General features: G+C 33.3%; 11 protein-coding genes. 3 read left to right on the forward strand and 8 right to left on the reverse strand.

Annotation, left to right across the window (positions count from 1 at the left end):
• Positions 1 to 354 precede the first annotated feature (354 nt).
• The 3 genes from ACP6PK_RS22120 to ACP6PK_RS22130 form a co-directional block, all read right to left on the reverse strand.
• Positions 355 to 1377, reverse strand: a complete 1023-nt coding sequence (locus ACP6PK_RS22120; protein ID WP_426562708.1) for a DUF3179 domain-containing protein — start codon at positions 1375 to 1377, stop codon at positions 355 to 357.
• A 1675-nt stretch (positions 1378 to 3052) separates the two neighbouring features.
• Complete coding sequence (locus tag ACP6PK_RS22125; protein WP_426562710.1) at positions 3053 to 5305, reverse strand: nSTAND1 domain-containing NTPase; 2253 nt, start codon at positions 5303 to 5305, stop codon at positions 3053 to 3055.
• 1328 nt (positions 5306 to 6633) lie between these two features.
• Positions 6634 to 9645 (reverse strand): GAF domain-containing sensor histidine kinase, encoded by a 3012-nt coding sequence (locus ACP6PK_RS22130; RefSeq protein WP_426562712.1) that lies wholly within the window; start codon positions 9643 to 9645, stop codon positions 6634 to 6636.
• Positions 9646 to 9845: 200 nt separating this feature from the next.
• On the opposite strand from ACP6PK_RS22130, the gene ACP6PK_RS22135 reads away from it, so the two are divergent.
• From ACP6PK_RS22135 to ACP6PK_RS22145, 3 genes are all read left to right on the forward strand, one after another.
• Positions 9846 to 11105, forward strand: coding sequence for a quinone-dependent dihydroorotate dehydrogenase (locus ACP6PK_RS22135; protein ID WP_426562714.1), 1260 nt, complete (start codon positions 9846 to 9848; stop codon positions 11103 to 11105).
• 549 nt (positions 11106 to 11654) lie between these two features.
• A complete protein-coding gene (locus ACP6PK_RS22140; protein ID WP_094673407.1) occupies positions 11655 to 12314 on the forward strand; it encodes a SanA/YdcF family protein in 660 nt (219 codons plus the stop codon).
• Between the two features lie 206 nt (positions 12315 to 12520).
• Positions 12521 to 13159, forward strand: coding sequence for a transaldolase family protein (locus tag ACP6PK_RS22145; RefSeq protein ID WP_094673406.1), 639 nt, complete (start codon positions 12521 to 12523; stop codon positions 13157 to 13159).
• A 159-nt stretch (positions 13160 to 13318) separates the two neighbouring features.
• Here ACP6PK_RS22145 and ACP6PK_RS22150 read toward each other — a convergent pair whose 3' ends face one another.
• From ACP6PK_RS22150 to ACP6PK_RS22170, 5 genes are all read right to left on the reverse strand, one after another.
• Positions 13319 to 14011: a methyltransferase domain-containing protein gene (locus tag ACP6PK_RS22150; RefSeq protein ID WP_426562716.1), complete on the reverse strand. Its 693-nt coding sequence runs from the start codon at positions 14009 to 14011 to the stop codon at positions 13319 to 13321.
• On the reverse strand, positions 13965 to 14147 hold the full coding sequence (locus tag ACP6PK_RS22155; RefSeq protein ID WP_426562718.1) for a hypothetical protein: 183 nt from the start codon (positions 14145 to 14147) through the stop codon (positions 13965 to 13967). The genes ACP6PK_RS22150 and ACP6PK_RS22155 overlap by 47 nt, the downstream gene beginning before the upstream one ends.
• Before the next feature lie 430 nt (positions 14148 to 14577).
• Positions 14578 to 15150 carry a TerD family protein gene (locus ACP6PK_RS22160; protein ID WP_426562720.1) on the reverse strand — a complete coding sequence of 191 codons (573 nt, stop codon included), beginning with the start codon at positions 15148 to 15150 and terminating at the stop codon, positions 14578 to 14580.
• A gap of 108 nt (positions 15151 to 15258) precedes the next feature.
• The gene (locus ACP6PK_RS22165; RefSeq protein WP_426562722.1) at positions 15259 to 15951 is read right to left on the reverse strand and encodes a VWA domain-containing protein; all 693 of its coding nucleotides are present in this window, start codon (positions 15949 to 15951) and stop codon (positions 15259 to 15261) included.
• Positions 15952 to 16165: 214 nt separating this feature from the next.
• Entirely contained in the window at positions 16166 to 17197 is a 1032-nt protein-coding gene (locus ACP6PK_RS22170; RefSeq protein ID WP_426562724.1) for an ABC transporter substrate-binding protein, read from the reverse strand.
• Positions 17198 to 18816 lie beyond the last annotated feature (1619 nt).

Here is an 18816-nt window from a genome sequence, read left to right on the forward strand (position 1 = left end):
CATATTGTTAAATACCTTTTCATAGCGTAGGTTATAGCTGTCTAACGCACCCTACAAGTTTTGCTACTATTAAGTTAGATAGGTATAAATAAACGTAACATTAGAGGGCGGGTTTTGAGAACTAGATGCTTACGTCAAGGCTTTCGGTTAAACCCGCCCCTACAATTTTTTTAACGTTTAATTAGACCTACCTATTATTACTTCTGTACCCAAAAATTATGTTGATAATTGACAAAAAATCAGGTCTCAAGCCTCCTCTTTTAAGAGGATGAAAAAGAAAATTCCGATTTTCAAGGCTCCAGTTTCAGCAGTCGGTACTGATAACTGATAACTGATAACTGATAACTGAAATGACTACTTTTCTCCAAAAAATGCAGGATAAACAAAAGCAAAAGCAGTGGAACTAGGAACAATTGTACCGTCAAGTTCCTCAACAACAACAGTTTCCATTTCACCATCCCATTTACCACGAATTTTTCGCCCATTAAACTCTACAACTTTTTCCCCTATTTCTTTCATTTCTGAATGTAAAAATTGAACACTACTACCAGAGAAATAATTTTGAGGTGTTTTTCCATCTGATTCCCAAACATAAGTAACAATAGACTTAGGATGTTCCTTAAGTTGACGTTGATTTCTCACAGGAAAAATTAACATCTTATCAGTATAATAACTACCGTAAGGATAATTAAAATAGTCACGTTTATGACCTGTATCTGTAGAGATAATTTTACTATTAGGATGTGCTGCTAACCACGCGCTAAGAGTAGTTTTAATCGCAGGAATTCTCTTTAAATTACGATTGACATCTTGACCAATAATACCCATAGCCCAAGGTTGAGAATAAAGAGTATCATTAGCACGGTCATACATTACCAAACAACTTTGATAAAGTTTGCCAGAAACTCCATAAGTTTTCCTGCCACGTTCAAATGTTACTATAGTGTCACAGAGAGGGCAATAAGAAACAGTAATATTAACTCCTCCTACTGTATCATTCACAATTTCATGCCAATTCATAATGCCAAAAGGATAAGCAATTGCCTCACCATTTATTTCTACACCAATTACTGTTTCATTACTAGGAAAAGCTGTTGTTTGAGCAGTATCAAATTTTGGATTATCAATAGAAGGAATACCATCTTTTGGCGGTCCGCCATTTAATAATTGAGTTAGATTAATGCGACTATATTTCTGAGGATTGAGATTTTGTGCTTGAATATCTTCGAGTTCTTGATTTTGATTATTAAGATATTGTGTGAGATGAAAATAGCGGACTTTAAAGTTATCTAAACTATCTGCTTTGGCTAGCATAGCACTTAAACCAAAGCCAACAAATAAAGCACTACTGAGGATAATTTGAGCTAGTTTTTTCATGACTTTTTTAATTGGTAATAAGTAACAATAATTATGATTTTATCGTGTTATTATTTCAGAATAATTCGGACTTTATAAGTTAGTCTTTGATAGTTAGTATAAATGAATAATTGACGCTAATAATTATGGGAAATATAGCATTTTTTGATTTAATAAAGTATACAAAGTAAATTATCGTAGTTCCCCTGGAAGTTTAGTTATTAATTATTAAATAAATTATCTATCAAGTCCTACTGAATATTTAGATATTGGCAAACTGTGGGTATGGAAAAAGTATATTTAATACTAAATCAACTCATAAATAAAATTGATATCCTCTCTAGACCAAAATACTTGATGGTATAAGATTCCCATCAATCAATTAAACTAAGCGGCTTGAAATAACTTGAGCAGGTTGATACTTCAACCGAACATGATATAATTTATCTGTAAACTGTTAGATCAAGAATTGCTTAGTATATTAAGAGTAGTCTACATACCTTAAATTAAACTGAGTTAAACATGAACTGAAGATAAATAATTTCTATAAAAATCCTGAATTTTTTACCCTTATTTACTTTTTATAAAATCTTGATCTACACAATTCAAATATAACTTATATAGCCTTTATAAACAAGCTTCATTAATTGATAATTGATAATGGATAATTGATAATTACCTCTGGTTCAAACAAATGCGGGAATTGAAGATCAGAAAATATTATTTCTTCTCTTGGTCGATTGGATATGGCGCTAACGCAAACGACCGCTTTTTTTCCCTATCCAAGGGGAGGCTTTAAGGCGCGAATTATTTAATTATTAATTATTAATAATTCGGTAAAGTACACTTTATTTTTCTTATTTGATGTTAACTAGCTATCAGATTAAATCCGCTTACTTTGGAGTTTGGAAATTATAAAAGAGGCAAAAAATCCAAGTAGGGGGTTTGGTCACCAAACCCCTACAATATTAAATTGTACCGATACTACCGGATTTGATATGATATAATTTCTAGGCATTTTTACGACTATAAAATTTCTAAGTACCAATAATATTATGTCCGGTTGAATCCTTATAATTAGAAGCTCTCCTAGTATTGCTCTAGCCCTAAGTATAGATATTGGCCAAGTAATACTACAAACAAAAACTTTTTTATCACTTATTATCTGGATATCATATAACTGATAACTGAAATGACCAATGTTTAATACCAATTACCAAAATTAATGCTATACTTGATTAATACTTCAGTTATTAAGTAATTATCTTGGTAGAATCACATTTTTGTTGATTTGAGGCAATTTAATATTAATTATCATTATTTTTAATTCTCCCGTACGGACGTATCGCTGCGCGACATGGAAAGCGGAGCATTCCGGAACGGAAAACGCATTTTTGCCTGTGCAACGTCCGTACACTCCCATACTCAATCAAATGTAGAAAAGTTTTTGAGAAATGGTATAAGGTATTCCTTAAAACCTATAACTTTTTATCTCACCAGTTATGATAATTGCTATATAGCAATCCTAAATTAGTTGTGACAATTTTTATAATAGTTAATTTGAACTGAAAACTTTTAAGATTCTAACTCCTGTAGGGGCGAATCGCTATTCGCTCCTACCACCAAAATATTACAACTGTGCAGAGGATTGCTATATATATTCAATGCTTAACTTTTTTAGTTCAAAATAAATTATCTAATCAACTCGCATCCATCTAAACATAGAAGCAATTGCTTTATCAAAGAAATTATTTGGTCTTTCTTGGAGTAATTTATTCTGTGCTAAATCTCTTTCTAACTCCAATTCAGCAATTAATTTATCTCCTTCCTGTTCCCTAATTAATGGAATTAAATAATCATGGGCTAATTGATACTTATTATCTGGTAAATCTGGCAGTAGTAAAACAAGTCCCTGGGCAACTAATACATCTAAAACTAAATCTATTTTACTGGTTTGTGTTGACAAATCTGATGCTAATTCAACAGAAGTCTTGAGAAGACGAGTACCATTTTCATTAGTTAACAAGTATAAGACGAGTGTCGCTGTTCGTTCATTGATAAAACCACAATCTTTAATCGCTGTATCTAAAAATTTTCTCCTCAATTTTTGGAGTGGATTATCTCCTAGTTTATGGTATTTTTTAATATTGGAAATTTCTTCTATTTGGAGTTGATTACCTACTACTTGTAATTCAATTGGACCCACTGTATTCTCTGTCGCACTCAAATCTTTTACCACTTGCTCAACTAAATCTGATTCCAAATTTAATTCAGTAATTTCAGTTAATTTTTTGATTATTTCTTGAGTAGTATTTACCTCAAAATTACTTATATAGTAAAGAGTTTCTTTAGATAAAACTTCATGGTTAATTACTGCTTCTAAATTTGTTTGGCGTTCCCATTCTAATAAATAATGTAAATAATCTGTTTGCATCGATAAAATTACTTTGACAGAATTTACACTTAAACAATCATGCAAAAATTGATAAAGTGGCAGTCTTTGATTTATTGTTGGGCAGACAGTAAATAACTCTTCAAACTGGTCTAAAATTAATACTTTTAAATTATTTTTTTGATTGTTTTTAACTAATGTCTCTAGTACATATTCCAGATTCCAAGTTGTAGGGTCAGAATTTCTAATCCAATCAGTATGAACTCGCAGTGGTATGGGCAGAATTACTTGATTATCGTCTAATTCTTCTTCGAGTAAAGCAGGTATTAAACCACCATTAAGTAAAGAAGTTTTACCCACACCAGAAGCACCATATAAAACTATTAGTTTATGGTCTTCACTTTTGATTCTTGCTACTAATTTATTGACATCTTCTAAACGACCAGAAGCTTCAATTTCTCTAGCAAGTATGACATTACCATTAGAATCTTGTTGTGCTTGTAATGGATTTATACCTAAAAAAGATCTTAAACCATACTGATACTCAATTTTTAATTGTTCTTCTTTAACTCTCGCAGATTTTCCATATTTATCTTGTTCAAAATAAAGCTTTCTTAATGCTTTTAATATGGAAAGATAAGATTGCAAATCATGGTGTGGGTTGGTTTGTCGTCGGGCTTTTTCTAGTTGGTTAATAGTAGTTTGCCACTCATTTAAACTCTGCTGAGATTCAGTTAAAATTGAGAGGTAAGAATTCTGATCTTGCCCAATTTCTAGAGGGTCTCCTAGAGACTGATTTTGAATCGCAACTGCTAATTCTGCTAATTGACTAGCGTGTGCCCATTTTGATTCGTGCATTGCAGCTTCAGCTAAAAATCCGTAATCTTGAGCAATTTGCTCTTCTTTACCATAAGTTAGATGTAAATCTAAAGCTTCTTGAGCAAGGTTATATAAATCGTTCCATGCTTCTAATTTTTGTAGAACTTCTCCTTTTTTACTAATAAATTTAGCTACTATCTCTTGCCGATCTATTTGACTAAATAAGTCTAAGCTTTCTTGGAAATTATCTTTTGCTTGCTGCCAATAATTATTTTTTTGTTTCGACTGGCTATTTGAATTGCCTAAATGATAGTAACATAATCCTATCTGAAACTGGACTGCACCTAATTTTTCTAGCTGATTATTTCTTTGTTGAGTTGCTATTTCTCCGGGTAAAATTATTGTGTCATTTTGCCATATTGCTTGGCTATTTTTAAAATGTGTTAATGCTAGTTCTATTTGACTATTAGCATAATTATCTCGACCAAGAATAAAATCTAGATTTGCTGTTTGAAGAGGTGATAATTTCTTACTTTTGTAGTTAATCTTTAAATCTTCAATCGCTATTGCCAGTAGTTTACTTTCTCTGAGACTCAGAATATCTGAGTTATTTTGAAATTGAATAATATTAGGGTCGAAAATATGAGCCAAAATTTTATTGGCACAATCTTCAATTATATTAATAGCTGTAAGATAATTAGATGGAGTTAAATTTTCTGATTTTTCTTGATTTGTCATAGGTAAAATTCTTAATTTTTAGTAAGTTGAAATAGGCTTGAATACTCCCGCTTTAACGAAGTCAAAAGTCAGAATTCAGAAGTCAGAAGTTGTTTTTGTAACGGGAATTTATGCCCCGCTCCAAAAACATTTCACCTTAAAAGGTGGGCTTTTAGACACATTTTTTTTGATAAATTTTATGATAATAAGTAGCTAGACATAATTAAATAGAAAACCCTCTATGCTATAAAGTTTAAGTTTTCCTTGGATGCGCATCTTAGGCATTTTATAATTTTATTTTGCCTACCTACTTAAGTTAATAACTTATAGCTGACAGCTAATAGCTGATTGCTGAATGCTTACATTCATTTTAGCACTTGTGAGGATTATAAGAAAATGTCAATATTTTTTAAGGGGGTTATATTAAATGCGATAGTATCAATTAAATTAAGTAGTTGTGCTTTTAGGCATTTCCTAGTTTAGAGATGGAACAGGGAGTCAATAAGATATGTAATATAAAATCCGGTTATAAAGTAATTGTAAAACTACTTCTTCATTAAGACAAGTTTTCTATTGAATAGGAATTATATAATTTAATAGTTCAAATCCAATATTTCTCCTAACTCCTAATATCAAATCCGCTTAATTCGGTATAAAAAAATTTCATCTACGGTTCCCGAAAAATCAGCAAAAGTGCAAATCTTTCTAAATTCTCTTCCCTCCTGACTCCTGTACGGGTGATTTCCTAATTACGCGGAAAGCGACAGCATTCGGTTTGCGCAGCATTCCGCAGGAAACTAAATCACCCCTACCTGACTCCTAGATTAACCATCTAATTAGGGCTTGCTGAAAAAGTCTTATTGGTGAGGGTAGGAGTCAGGAGTCGTAGGGGCGTTTCATGTCGCGCAGCGAAACGGCTGTTAGCTTCGCATAACTATCGTTAACGCCCGTACAGGAGTCAGGATAAATGGGGAATTAGCGAGGAAACAATAGGAAGAATTACCCCTTGATTTTCCTGCTATAATAAACCCAAAATCCTAACTTTTTGACTATCAATAGCTAAAAATAAGATACTTTTTCCAAGCTTAAAAAGGCACTTACCTTTATCTGTCAATGCTTTTATATTTAATCAGCAAACCCTAATTATACTAATGCTACCGGATTTGATATAACTCCTAACTCCTAACTCCTAACTCCTCCGCAATACGATAACTAATTACCCGGATTTTATATAATTAATTTTGCTTATGAACTTATAGATAGAGGATTAAACTTGTTAGGTTTCCTTACCTCAACTCAACTTAAAAAATACTAATATTGTAATTAGCAACCATTCCCTATTTATCAAATTAAATATGAGCTAAAGGTAACAGTAACCGACTTTCTACTAAACCACCTTCGCCCAACTTTAGCTCAAAATCTCCTCCCATTTGTTGCATGACTCGCCGACAGATAATTAAATGTTTGCCTGGGGGTGTAACTAGGGGAGAAGTTTCTAATATATCGGGTATAGAACCAGCATTAAATTCAGCAATTAATTGAGGATTAATACTTCCTTCATCAAGAATAGAAATTTCTAACCATTCTTCATCTAAAGTTTTACATTTAATATCTATTTTTCCTCCTGTTAGAGAACGACGACAAGCACTAATCAAAAGCTCATATACAACCAATTCTAATTTAATACTATCTCCATAAATAGTTAAATTTCCTTCTCGATGAACTTCTAATTGTAATTTTCTTTTTTTGACTTGAGAATCAACACGAGTCAGCGATCGCCTCAATAAATTAGCCACAGATACAACATCATAATTTGCTTGTAAACGCCATTTTTCTTGTTTCAATAATGAGGTAGTAGATGATAATACATTGCCAATTTGTCGTAGTAATTGCTGATAACGTAGATTTGCTAACATATCTTTTTGTTGAGTAGAATTTTCCGCCGGAATATTATTTAGTTCACTTAACTGTTTAAAACCAGAACCAACAGTACGATAAAGTTCTTCTAAACGCCTTTGTTTGTACCAATTCAACCACTCTAATTCTTCTCGCTGAGATTCCAAAGTAGTCTTGACAATTAAATAGCGACGTGACCAGGCAAACTGAGAAACCAAAGTAGTAAGTAAATTTTTTAAAGTCTCAGTAGGAGAATTTTCTAACTGTGGAACTTCTGTTTTTTGCCATAAAATTCCGTAGGGATCTGTTAATAATAATATACCTGTTGGTTGATGTTCAGCAGCAGTACGCAAAGCAGTTACTATAACCTGACCACTATCAAGAATATTTAGCCACCGCAAAGTTTTCGCTGGCACATCACTTACATTCAAATGCAACCAATCATTGCTAGAAAGTATTTGTTGAATCCAAACATCGGTGCGAACAGGAATCGAAATTTTCCCAGTGCTAGTAATATTAGAGTCGCCATAACGATAACTCATAATTCTGCCTGTTTGCGATGCAGGATACCAAGCAATTAAAGCAACTAGGGGAACATTTTGGGAATCTATCTCTCCTACCTCCATAATTGCTTGAGCAATAAATTGGATAAAACTACGTTCGAGATGATCTAGGGATAAATTTTCTAATACACTTTCTTCTCCCACTGGTGCTAAATTCTTAACTTCTTGCAAAAATGAGGAGTCAGAAGAATTAATCAATACTTTTGTGTGGTTTCCGAGTATTGTGGTGGGTTGCAAAGCAGTTAAACCAGACTGCAAATATTGGATATATTGCTGTTGCTGATGAATTTGCTGATTCATGTCTCTTTGATGCAGAATAAAACCTAACTGTTGACTGGCAATTTGCACCAATTCTCGCTCATTGCGATTCCAACTGCGAGGAGCGTCATAACCAATAATTACGATGCCTTCGGGTCGATCGTACTTATTGTCTTGATTCTCTGTAATAGATTCTTCTTCCTCCTGTTTCCTAGTTCCTCTTGTGCTGCACAATAGAAGAGAGTGCATTCCTAGTTTCTCAAAATCTTCCTGCCAAGCACTCAATATATGATTCTCTGACCAATTTTCAATTCCTACTACTTCGGTGTTTCGATCTATCAGGGTTATATCTTCTTTGCTCAGAGGCGGTAGAGGAGTTGTAATTATTCGACTTTGAGTAGAATGATTTTGATAAATAACCTCAAACTGGTCTTTCTTGCGAATAGCTAACATAAAATATTTGGCACCTAAGCGTTGAGATAGTTTTTCCGCCGTTGTGCGGATAGTTTTTTGCCAGCCATCATCACAATAAATAGCTCTAGTTATCCCTGCAGTTAAAGTCTGATCTATTTTAGCTTGGGAAATTTTGTCTTTCATTTCTGATAGGGGAGAAGTTAAAGCTACCAGTTGACCTATTCCATACAAATAGTTTTTTTCATCATCTTGCCACGGACGGTTATGTTGTTCTTCTATAGTGATAAACCCTAATAGTTCTTCTTCTAAGATAATAGGTGCTACTAATACAGAAGAAGCTCTGATTTGTCGGAGCAGTAGTTGAGTAATCTCGTTGTCTACGGAGTTGTAATATTCTCCTACGCAAACAATTTGCCCTTTTACTAATATCTGATATAACTCACCTAAATCTTGCAATGTAATACCAGAAGCAGGACGCTTGAAGTCACTCCATTCTACAATTACTTGGCGATTACTTGCACGACGCCAAAAGTAGCGCCCATTGGGATAATACCAGTAAATATTTGTGCGGGATGGCTGCAAAAATTTATGAGTGATTTCTACAACTGCTTCCAGACGTTGGTCTAGGCTTGTTAATTCTCCTAATTCAGAAAGTAATGAGAGTATGGGTTCATCAGGTCGTTTAATTTGCTCCTGTTGCCACTCTTTTTGGATTTTTTCTAATGTGTGCCCCAATTCTCCCCAGATTAAAGATAGGAGTGCTTTTTCACCTGACTCTAGAGATATGCCCCGATTTTGTGAACCCATTAAAACAACACCAAAAGATGTTTCTTTATAAGATATGGGAAATAAAATTGTGCCTTTAACGTGATAAGTCTGAGCTATTTTTACCCATCCTCCCACTTGCTTTTCAGCACTTAAGTCATTTATTTTAAGTGCTTTACCTCCCATTAATACTTGTTCTAATACATCTCCATCACTAATTGTAAATTTTTGTTTGAGAATAGAAATTTCACCATTAGGAGTAATTCCTCCTTTGCCAACTATTTTATTTCCTAGTCTGTCATATAAACCAACCCAAATTAAACAAAAATCTAACTGTGACTGTAGATAAATGATAATTTTTTTAATTGCAAAATCTATGTCTTCTTCTTCTCTTATTATCCTAATTATACTTTCCAGCTCAATCAGATTATTATCTTTTTTTTCTGATTTATTTTTTTTGAACATAATATATTGATTCTCCTATTAAATTTTAATTCTATCAATAATATTCATTGAAAATTATAAAAAATTATTTAACCCTTAAATATTTAGATATTCAACCAAATTAATGATATATTAATAAAACTAATTAACGATTATTCTCTCAATTAAGTACAATCCCAATAACCTGAATATTATACAATTTAGGGTTTTTGAGTTTTTAATTGTCAACTACTATTCAGAATCAAGTGTTAAATATTTATCGTTCTGTCGTACTTCCAATTCTATTTTCTGGGTTAAAAGCCGATCCAGAATGGGTACATCATAGAGTCCTAAATATTCTCAATTTTATAGATACTCACTCCGACTCTCAACCGATAAGTAGGATTCAGACAATGATGGAGAAATTCTTCTGTTTTGAAGATACTCGTCTAGAGCAAACTTTATGGGGATTAAACTTTAAAAATCCCGTTGGTTTAGCTGCAGGATATGATAAAGATGGTGTGGCCATTAATGCCTGGCCTCGATTAGGTTTTGGGTTTGCTGAACTTGGTACAGTTACTTTTTATGAGCAACCAGGAAATCCTCAACCAAGATTGTTTCGTTTACCAACAGATCGGGCTGTCTTAAATCGAATGGGATTTAATAATCAAGGAGCTGCTGCTCTAGGTACAAGATTAAAAGCTCAAGCAAAAACCAATCTAGGTGGTCTAAGCAGACAAGAAAATAATTCTTTTATTCCTCCTTCTTTGTTTCCTTATGGTATAAATATTGGTAAATCTAAGATAACATCTTTAGAGGCAGCAGCAACAGATTATTTAGATAGTTTTCGATTGTTAAAAGATTGGGGAGATTATTTTGTTGTTAATGTATCTTCTCCTAATACTCCCGGATTACGTTCCTTACAAAATACCGATAACTTAAGTAAAATATTAGCAGTTTTGCAAGGAGAAAATCCAGAAAGTAAGCCCATTTTAGTTAAGATTGCACCTGATTTAGAAAATGAAGAGATATCCTCAATACTAGACCTAATTAAAGAATATCAAATATCTGGCATAATTGCCACTAACACAACTATTAGTCGTGAGGGATTAAAAACTCAAATTATTCCAAAAACAGGTAAAGCTATAACTGAAGAAGCAGGTGGAATTAGTGGCGCACCATTAACCCAAAGATCGACAGAAATAATTAAGTTTATCTGGCAAAAAACAGAGGGAAAATTACCAATTATTGGTGTCGGTGGTATATTTACTGCGGAAGATGCATGGGATAAAATTACTGCAGGTGCAAGTCTAATTCAAGTTTATACAGGCTGGGTATATCAAGGACCGGGAATGGTCAAACAAATTCTTCAGGGATTACTACAAAAGTTAGATGAACAGGGATTAAATTCTATTTCTGAAGCTGTTGGTTTAGGAAATAAAAAGGAGTCAGGAGTCAGGAGTCAGGAGGGAAGAGAATTTAGTCAAGTTGAAATGGATTAAATTCTATTTCTGAAGCTGTTGCTTTAGAGGTAGGGATTAGGGGGAAAATAATTGATAATTTCTGTGTGATAATTGATTTTATTTTTGATTATTGGCAATGTCTAATAAATAGGTTGTAAGATTTTATCGTAGGGGTTTGGTCTCCAAACTTAACCAAAAATGGGATTGACAAAAATGGGATTGATATGATCAGAAAATAAGGTTTCAAGCCTCCCCTTGGATAGGGGATAAAAAAGAAAATTTAGTATTTCAAGGCTCCCTATTCCATAGAGGTACTGATAACTTTTAACTGATAACTGAAATGACCAAACCCCTAAAGTCTTTTTTCAAAAATCATTTCATAGGGAGTAGGGAATAGGAAATAGGGAATAGGGAAAAAAATTGATAGTTTCTGTGTGATAATTGATTTGATTTTTTATTATTGGAGATATCTAATAAATAGGTCGTAATATTTTATCGTAGGGGTTTGGTCTCCAAACCTAACCAAAAATGGTATTGATATGACTAAACCCCTAAAGTCTTTTTTCACAAATCATTTCATATTGTTATATGTTACCTAAATTATTGTTACTCAATCAACGCTTAATTTTGTGGCTATTAGTATTAACAATACTATTAATTCCTCTGGTTTTAAACTTTTACGTCAGAGTAGCTACAAGTAAATATCGGTACAAAAATCCAGAAAAAGTACCAGCTCAACCTATTGCCATAGTTTTTGGGGCAGGAGTTTGGGCAGATGGTACCCCCACACCCATGTTAGCTGACCGAGTACAAGGAGCGGTTAATTTATATAAGATTGGTAGTATTAAAAAAATTTTGATGACTGGTGATAATAGTACCCCTGATTATAATGAGGTAAAAGCAATGGAAGAGTATGCTATTAATCAAGGTGTGTCTGTTGAAGATATTACTCTAGATTATGCTGGTTTTAGCACTTATGAAAGTTGTTATCGGGCAAAAGAAATATTTGGTATTACCCAAGCAGTTTTAGTAACTCAAAACTATCATTTACCTCGTGCAGTTTATACCTGTCGTCAACTAGGAGTAGATGCTCTAGGTTTAGGTACGCCAGATTGGGGAAAATTTAGAAATGATTCTATGAAACGTTATTCTATCCGTGAACTTTTGGCAGTCTTAAAAGCATTGTTGGAAGTTCATATTACTCGTCCTAAACCAACTTTTTTAGGACCTTTTGAGGGAATAAGTTAATAATTAATAATGGATAATTGATAATGGTAAGCATTTCCTGCGGAATGCTTACTAATAATTAAGAGTAGATCGTAAAAAATCTCTCTAATTCTCAATTATTTATTCAAAACTTGAGGCTTTATACCTTAATTTTTTTGGCAATAAACACTGTATTTAGCTCAAGTTTTTCAGATTAATTTTTTGATAATTTTTAATAGGAGGAAAAAATGGTTCTTTATCTTGATTCAGCGATAGTAACAGAAGCAAGAGTTGCTAGTAAATTTGGTTGGATATCTGGGGTGACAACTAACCCGACTTTGCTGGCAAAAAGCGATTTGTCTCCGGAAGCAACATTAAAGGAACTTTCAGAAATTGTTTCTGGAGAATTATATTATCAACTTACTGCTACTAACTTTGATGACATGATGGCGGAAGCGAAGGCTGCAGCAAAATTAATTGGTCATAAAATAGTTCTGAAAATTCCGGCAACTACTACTGGTTTTCAACTGGTATCTCATTTGTCTAGAGATATTGACTGTTCTGTAACCGGAATATATCATCCTGCTCAAGCAGTAGTAGCTGTAGAAGCAGGCGCTAAATATGCGATCGCCTACGTCAACCGAGCAACTAGACTATTGGGGGACGGTTTAAAGTTAGTACGAGAGATGGCAAAGATAGTTGAAGGTAGCGGTACAGAAATTTTGGCAGCGAGTGTAAAATCTCCTGATGAAGCTGTGGCAACTTTATTAGCGGGTGCTAATCATCTGACATTACCATTTTCTGTTTTGCAGGCAATGACTACTCATAGTTTATCGGAGCAAACTTTTAAAGAGTTTAATGAAAAAGGAAGAGGAATTATGTATTAATATCAAATCCGGTAGCAGATAAAATTTTTTTTATTCCGAATTAAGCAGATTTGATATAGAACCCATTTGGTATCTCTGCAAAGGTGAGGGTTTTTGGCTCTTGAGTCAGGAGTCAGAAGTCAGGAGATTGAGAAATGAAATAGGGGAAAAAAGTAGAATCTAAGCCCCCATATTCCTATCTCCCCAAACTCCCTGACTGAGAGCTGAACCACAAATCAGTGGAATACTTTCTTGTTCTGTTCTAACTGTATAAAATCGGTGTCGGTAGGGGTGCATTTGCATAACCTCAAAAACGGCTTGATCTTCTACCCAAGAGTGCTGCTGTCGAAACCCATTCTCAGTGTTATCTTCCCAGAAATACTGAGTTACATTGAAGGCAATAAACCCATTAGGGGCAACCTGATTATAGACTACCCTTAAAGCATCAGCCGGAACATGGCCTTGACTAAGAGCTGAACAACAAATCAGGCAGTTAAACCCTCGACCATTTAATGCTTGCTTAGTTATTTCCGTTAAGTTGGTCAAGTCCTCAACATAGTAGTTCTCATAAACCCCTGGATACTGCCTTTGAGCTGCTTGTGCTGCTTGAGGAACAATATCAATTCCCACAATTGATTTCACCCCTAAGTCGGCTAGAGTTTTATCAACCCAACCAGTTCCTGCACCGATATCTAGGATTACCATATCTTCAGCTTTGCCATCTGCTTGGGTAAAATTTTCAACTAATAAAGAACCCAGGATACTATGGGATTTACATTCGAGCTTTTCCATCAGATGCTCATAGAGATAAGGAACTTGGTATATCTCAATTCTCAATATAGTCGTGTAACCGCAGTTTGCGTTTTGTTCCATTTTCCTTAAACCAAAAGTATTCTTCATGGATGGGTAAATTGCGAATTCTTTCAATTTCTGGTAGTTCTATCTCAAAATCCACTTTTTGGATATTTTTTGCTTCTTTCCATAAGTTAATTATGAAAAAGTTGTTCACTTTTCCATCAGAAAAAATTGACTTAATCGTTCTATCTTGATATACTACACCAGCCGGATAATTTTGAAGGACAAAATTTGTCAGGCTGTGATTAAACTCACATTACGTTGAGCTAACTTGTGGCATATAGTTAAATTACTATTTGGCTTCTAGAGTATAGAGTATTCTTAAATTTAGAGGCAGATGTTGCCGAAGTCTAGCATATTGACGGCCTATTTGGCTGAAATTGTACATATCTTAAGGTGTTCCATATTGTTCTGACATTGGTATTTTCTGACAAGATAAGATAATCTGGCACAATTTACCCCCATTAAAATTAGATTTTTTTAGGTACAAATTAGACTTCAACTTTACACTAACCAAAACTATCTAGTCAATACTTAAGAAAAACTTATGAGCTACTATTACCTAATTTTCTCTACAATTTAGGCTAAGACGCATACTTATCAACAAATCCTTGTAAACCAGAATTATAACCTTGTCCGACAGCTTGGAATCTCCAATCATTATCTTTGCGATAAAGTCTGCCAAATTCCAGAGCTGTTTCTCTAGAAAAATCTTCTTCTAATTCATATTTAGCTACTTCTTGTTCTGTGGTAATATCGTAGATTCTGATAAAAGAATTTCTAACTTGTCCAAAGTTTTGTCTTCTGGCATCTGCTTCATGGATAGTCACTACAAATACTATTTCTTGAATAGTTTGGTCTACTTTTGTTAAATCTATTTCTATTACTTCATCATCTCCTGAACCTTCTCCTGTTCTACTATCTCCTGAATGTTTAACTGAAGCATCTGGTGATGTTAAGTTATTGTAGAAAACAAAGTATTTTTCTGTAGGAATTTTGCCATTAGTTCCTAACATAAATACGGAAGCATCTAAGTCAAATGCAGAACCTGTATCTGTAGTATTGACATCCCATCCTAACCCAATACCAGCTTGGGTTAAATTAGGAGATTCTTTGGAGAGATTTATTCTCTCACCTTTACCAAGATTAATAGACATAATTTACCTCTTTTGAGTTATTAGTTTTTAGTTGTAACACAGACATCTTGCCTGTAAACTGACATGAAATCCGCTGTATCAGTTAAACTACTTCTAAAATAGAATTTTTCACTTAAGTAAATGTCGATCGCGAACCAACTTTACCCAACCAGGATATTCAGTCATTAACAAGTCATAAAGTGTTTCATCAGAAATACTTTCTGGGTCTTCTAGACTGAAGAAATTTGCATTATCAACGTAGTGATCGCTCATGTCATCAAGTTTTTCTAGAAAGCTAAAATCACTAGACAATGCTTTTTCTAACCAACCAAAAAATCCTTTTCCAGAAACATCTTTGTGTGACTTACCAATAGCCATAAACTGCCAAAAAATCGGTTCAAAAGATGACCATTTTAATTGTTCTTCTGTCTCTTGTTTATCAGAAGTTGCTCCATCAGTGACAAACATTATATAAATAGGTTCATCAGCAGCAACAGGAGAATTTCTACTACCACCATTTCCAGAAGGAAAATAGAAATTTCTAATCATTTTCATCACCTTGCCATAATAAGTTCCTCCTTCTAATGGATACTTTTGTTGTACTTCAGGAATAAAATTTTGGAAATTAACTAAAGTCATTTCTCCTACCTGATGAGGATTTTGTCCAAACAGAAAAATGTCAATGGAACCATTATCATCAAACCGACATCCTAAAGCCAAAACTTTTTCTGCTAAACGTTGAATTTTTCCTGATGAATACAGGGAAAACATTGACCCAGAAATGTCTAAGCAAAGTCCAACTTTTGCTTGATGATTTGTCAAATTTGCTTTGACTAGGGAGATATCTGCTTTTTTAACCAGGTCGATTAATTTTGGAGCTTCTTGTTCAATTTTTTTCAGAGATATAGCTATAAATTTTACCTAGAAAAACAAACATATTTGATGGACAAATATAAGAAAGTGTCTTAAGCATTTATTGGTTCATGCTACACAAACAGCTTTTCAGTTATCAGTAACCAAAGGCAATAGCTGATAGCTAAATACTTACATTTTTATTAACAAACTGTAAAGTAAAAGCTTCTTGATAGTTAGTATCTGGCTGAATTACTCCTGCCTTTACTACACTATCAAAGAATGATTTCCAGCGTTCGTCTGTCATAGCACCGATACCTTTGGTAATAGCATCTCCAGAAATAACAATACCATATTCTTTCATTTTTTCTAAACTATAAGCTAATAATTCATCTGTCATTTCTGGATTATCTTTTTTAATTAATTGATTGGCAGGTTCGGGATTTTCTAAATAACTATACCAACCTTTGATAGAAGCATCGACAAATCTTTGCACTAAATCTGGATTTTTTTCTACCATTTCTTTTGTAGTTTCTATAGTAGTAGCATAAGGTTCATAACCAGCATCTGCTAATAACATAACTACTGGTTTAAAGCCTCCTTTTTGTTGAATTGTGAATGGTTCAGATGTTAGATAACCTTGCTGAATTACATTTTTATCTACTAGAAAAGGAGCTACATTAAAGTTATAAGGACGTCTCTGGTTATCTGTATAACCAAACTTAGTTTTGAGAAATTGCCAATAGCCTTTTTCAGCTAAAGATGATACTAAAATTGGCTTGCCTTTTAGTTTTTCTAAAGAGTCATTTCCTACTCCTGGATGAGCAATTAATACTTGGGGATCTTTTTGGAAAATAGCTGCAACTGTAATAGTAGGAATTCCTGCTTCTACAGAACTAATTGCCTCGATACCAAATCCCATGTAAAAGTCTATTGCACCTCCTACTAATAGTTGAGTTCCATTTACTTGAGCATTTCCCATTCTAATAGTAACGTCTAAACCATAATCTTCATAAATTCCTGTGGCAATTGCTTGATAAAAACCTCCATGTTCGGCTTGTGCATACCAGTTAGTTCCATAAGTAATTTTGTCAAGATTTTTGCCATTTTTCACAGGTGAAGTAGATTTATTAGTAGTAGTACAACTTGTTAATATGCCAGAGCCAAGAGCAAGGGAGCTATACTGGATAAATTGACGACGATTAATATAATTCATTTTTTTCAGTTCACAGTTATTAGGTTTCAGTTTTCGGTAGCTGATAGCTAACGACTAATATTCATTTGCATACTCAGTTTAAGGAGTCATATTTTTCAGTTATCAGTTAACAGTTTTCACTATTTTATAGCTGAATACTTAGGACTAATATTCATTTGAATACTAATTTAAGGAATGATATTATTTTACTACATAAATGCTTATTTAATTATATAACATTATCCAATCCAATTGATTTTTTTTATGAAGGTTAAACTTGCTTGAAGTTATTTTTTGTTGAATTATTCTATGCTTATTTGCATCAAAAAAAATAATCTAATTATTATCGCAAAGTTAAGAAAAAATGGCAAAACATAAACATATTGTATTGACATCTAATCCGAGTTTTTGGTTGACAATTCTCGGAAAAGTCAGGAAGGAGGCGATCGCGCAGATGCTTATTTTGCTCTAACTTAATGGCAGGATGACAATATATGACGTTTCAGGAGTTTATCCCTGATATTTTCATTGGTTGGGGTGACTAAAATTGACCGTTTGGTGTTGATGAGCGATATGAAATATAATTATAATGCTATAGTAATCCTATTTTATTTGTTTCAAAAATATTACTCCTTTTTAGGCAACAAGCAAGAGGTGAGAGTTTCAGTTTTTTTTATTTACTTTTTGATTACCCGCAACCTATTTACGAATGCTATATTGTTAGTTCTAGTATTGAGATAGTGGAGCGAGTGCCTATTCCTAATGATTTAGTGCCGGATGAGAATATTTTGTCAACTATTAAAGATAGAAACTTACCCTGATTAAAATGTGGAAAAATCATCGATCAAAATAGACCTCTCTCATAATAAAAAATCAAATCAATTATTTCCTCCTACTCTTTATTTATCTAATGAAAAATTATTGTGTTATTTTGAAGCAGGTAGGTATTGTACTGATTTTAACAGCAATTCTTAATACTATATGTATACTATATTTAAAAGTACAAACTCAGAGTAATTCATCTTACTCATTTATATTAAATATTTTAGCTGTAGTTGGAGGGGTGTTACTCTTTTCGCGGAAACCGAAAAACCTTGCAGGAAGTTAGATGGGTTACAGCATTTTTTCTCTCTCGTTTTGTTAGCTGGCTATTAATATTACTTCCTTTAGACCTAATAACAACATAATTTTGGTTAACTCAAATTCGCCTCTCACCAGTTAGTTTTTTTATTCCACTTCTAATTGAAATAATAACGGGTCTTGCTGCATTCTCGGTTTATACCAAACTAAGAACTATATCTGTAGTTGGTAAAATAGTGATGGGAAACTATTCAACTTATACACCGAAACTAGCATTTATTTTGGGAATTATCTATACAATGATATTAGTGTTTTTTTACAGTTAATACTGAGAGGAGAAACTGGGGCTAAAGCTATAGAGATAGCCCAGATACAATATGGAAATGACTATAAATATCACGTTAGGGGTATACGATGGGATAATAATCAGGTACAAGCTAATTTGATTGCATATAATGAACGTGAAATTAAACCTCTAGAAGTTAAGTGGAGCAAATAATTAATGAATAATGGATAATTGATAATTGATAATTGATAATTGATAATTGATAATTGATAAT

Source organism: Dapis hubbardiae BLCC-M172, from assembly GCF_050016015.1.
Lineage (GTDB): Bacteria > Cyanobacteriota > Cyanobacteriia > Cyanobacteriales > Microcoleaceae > Trichodesmium.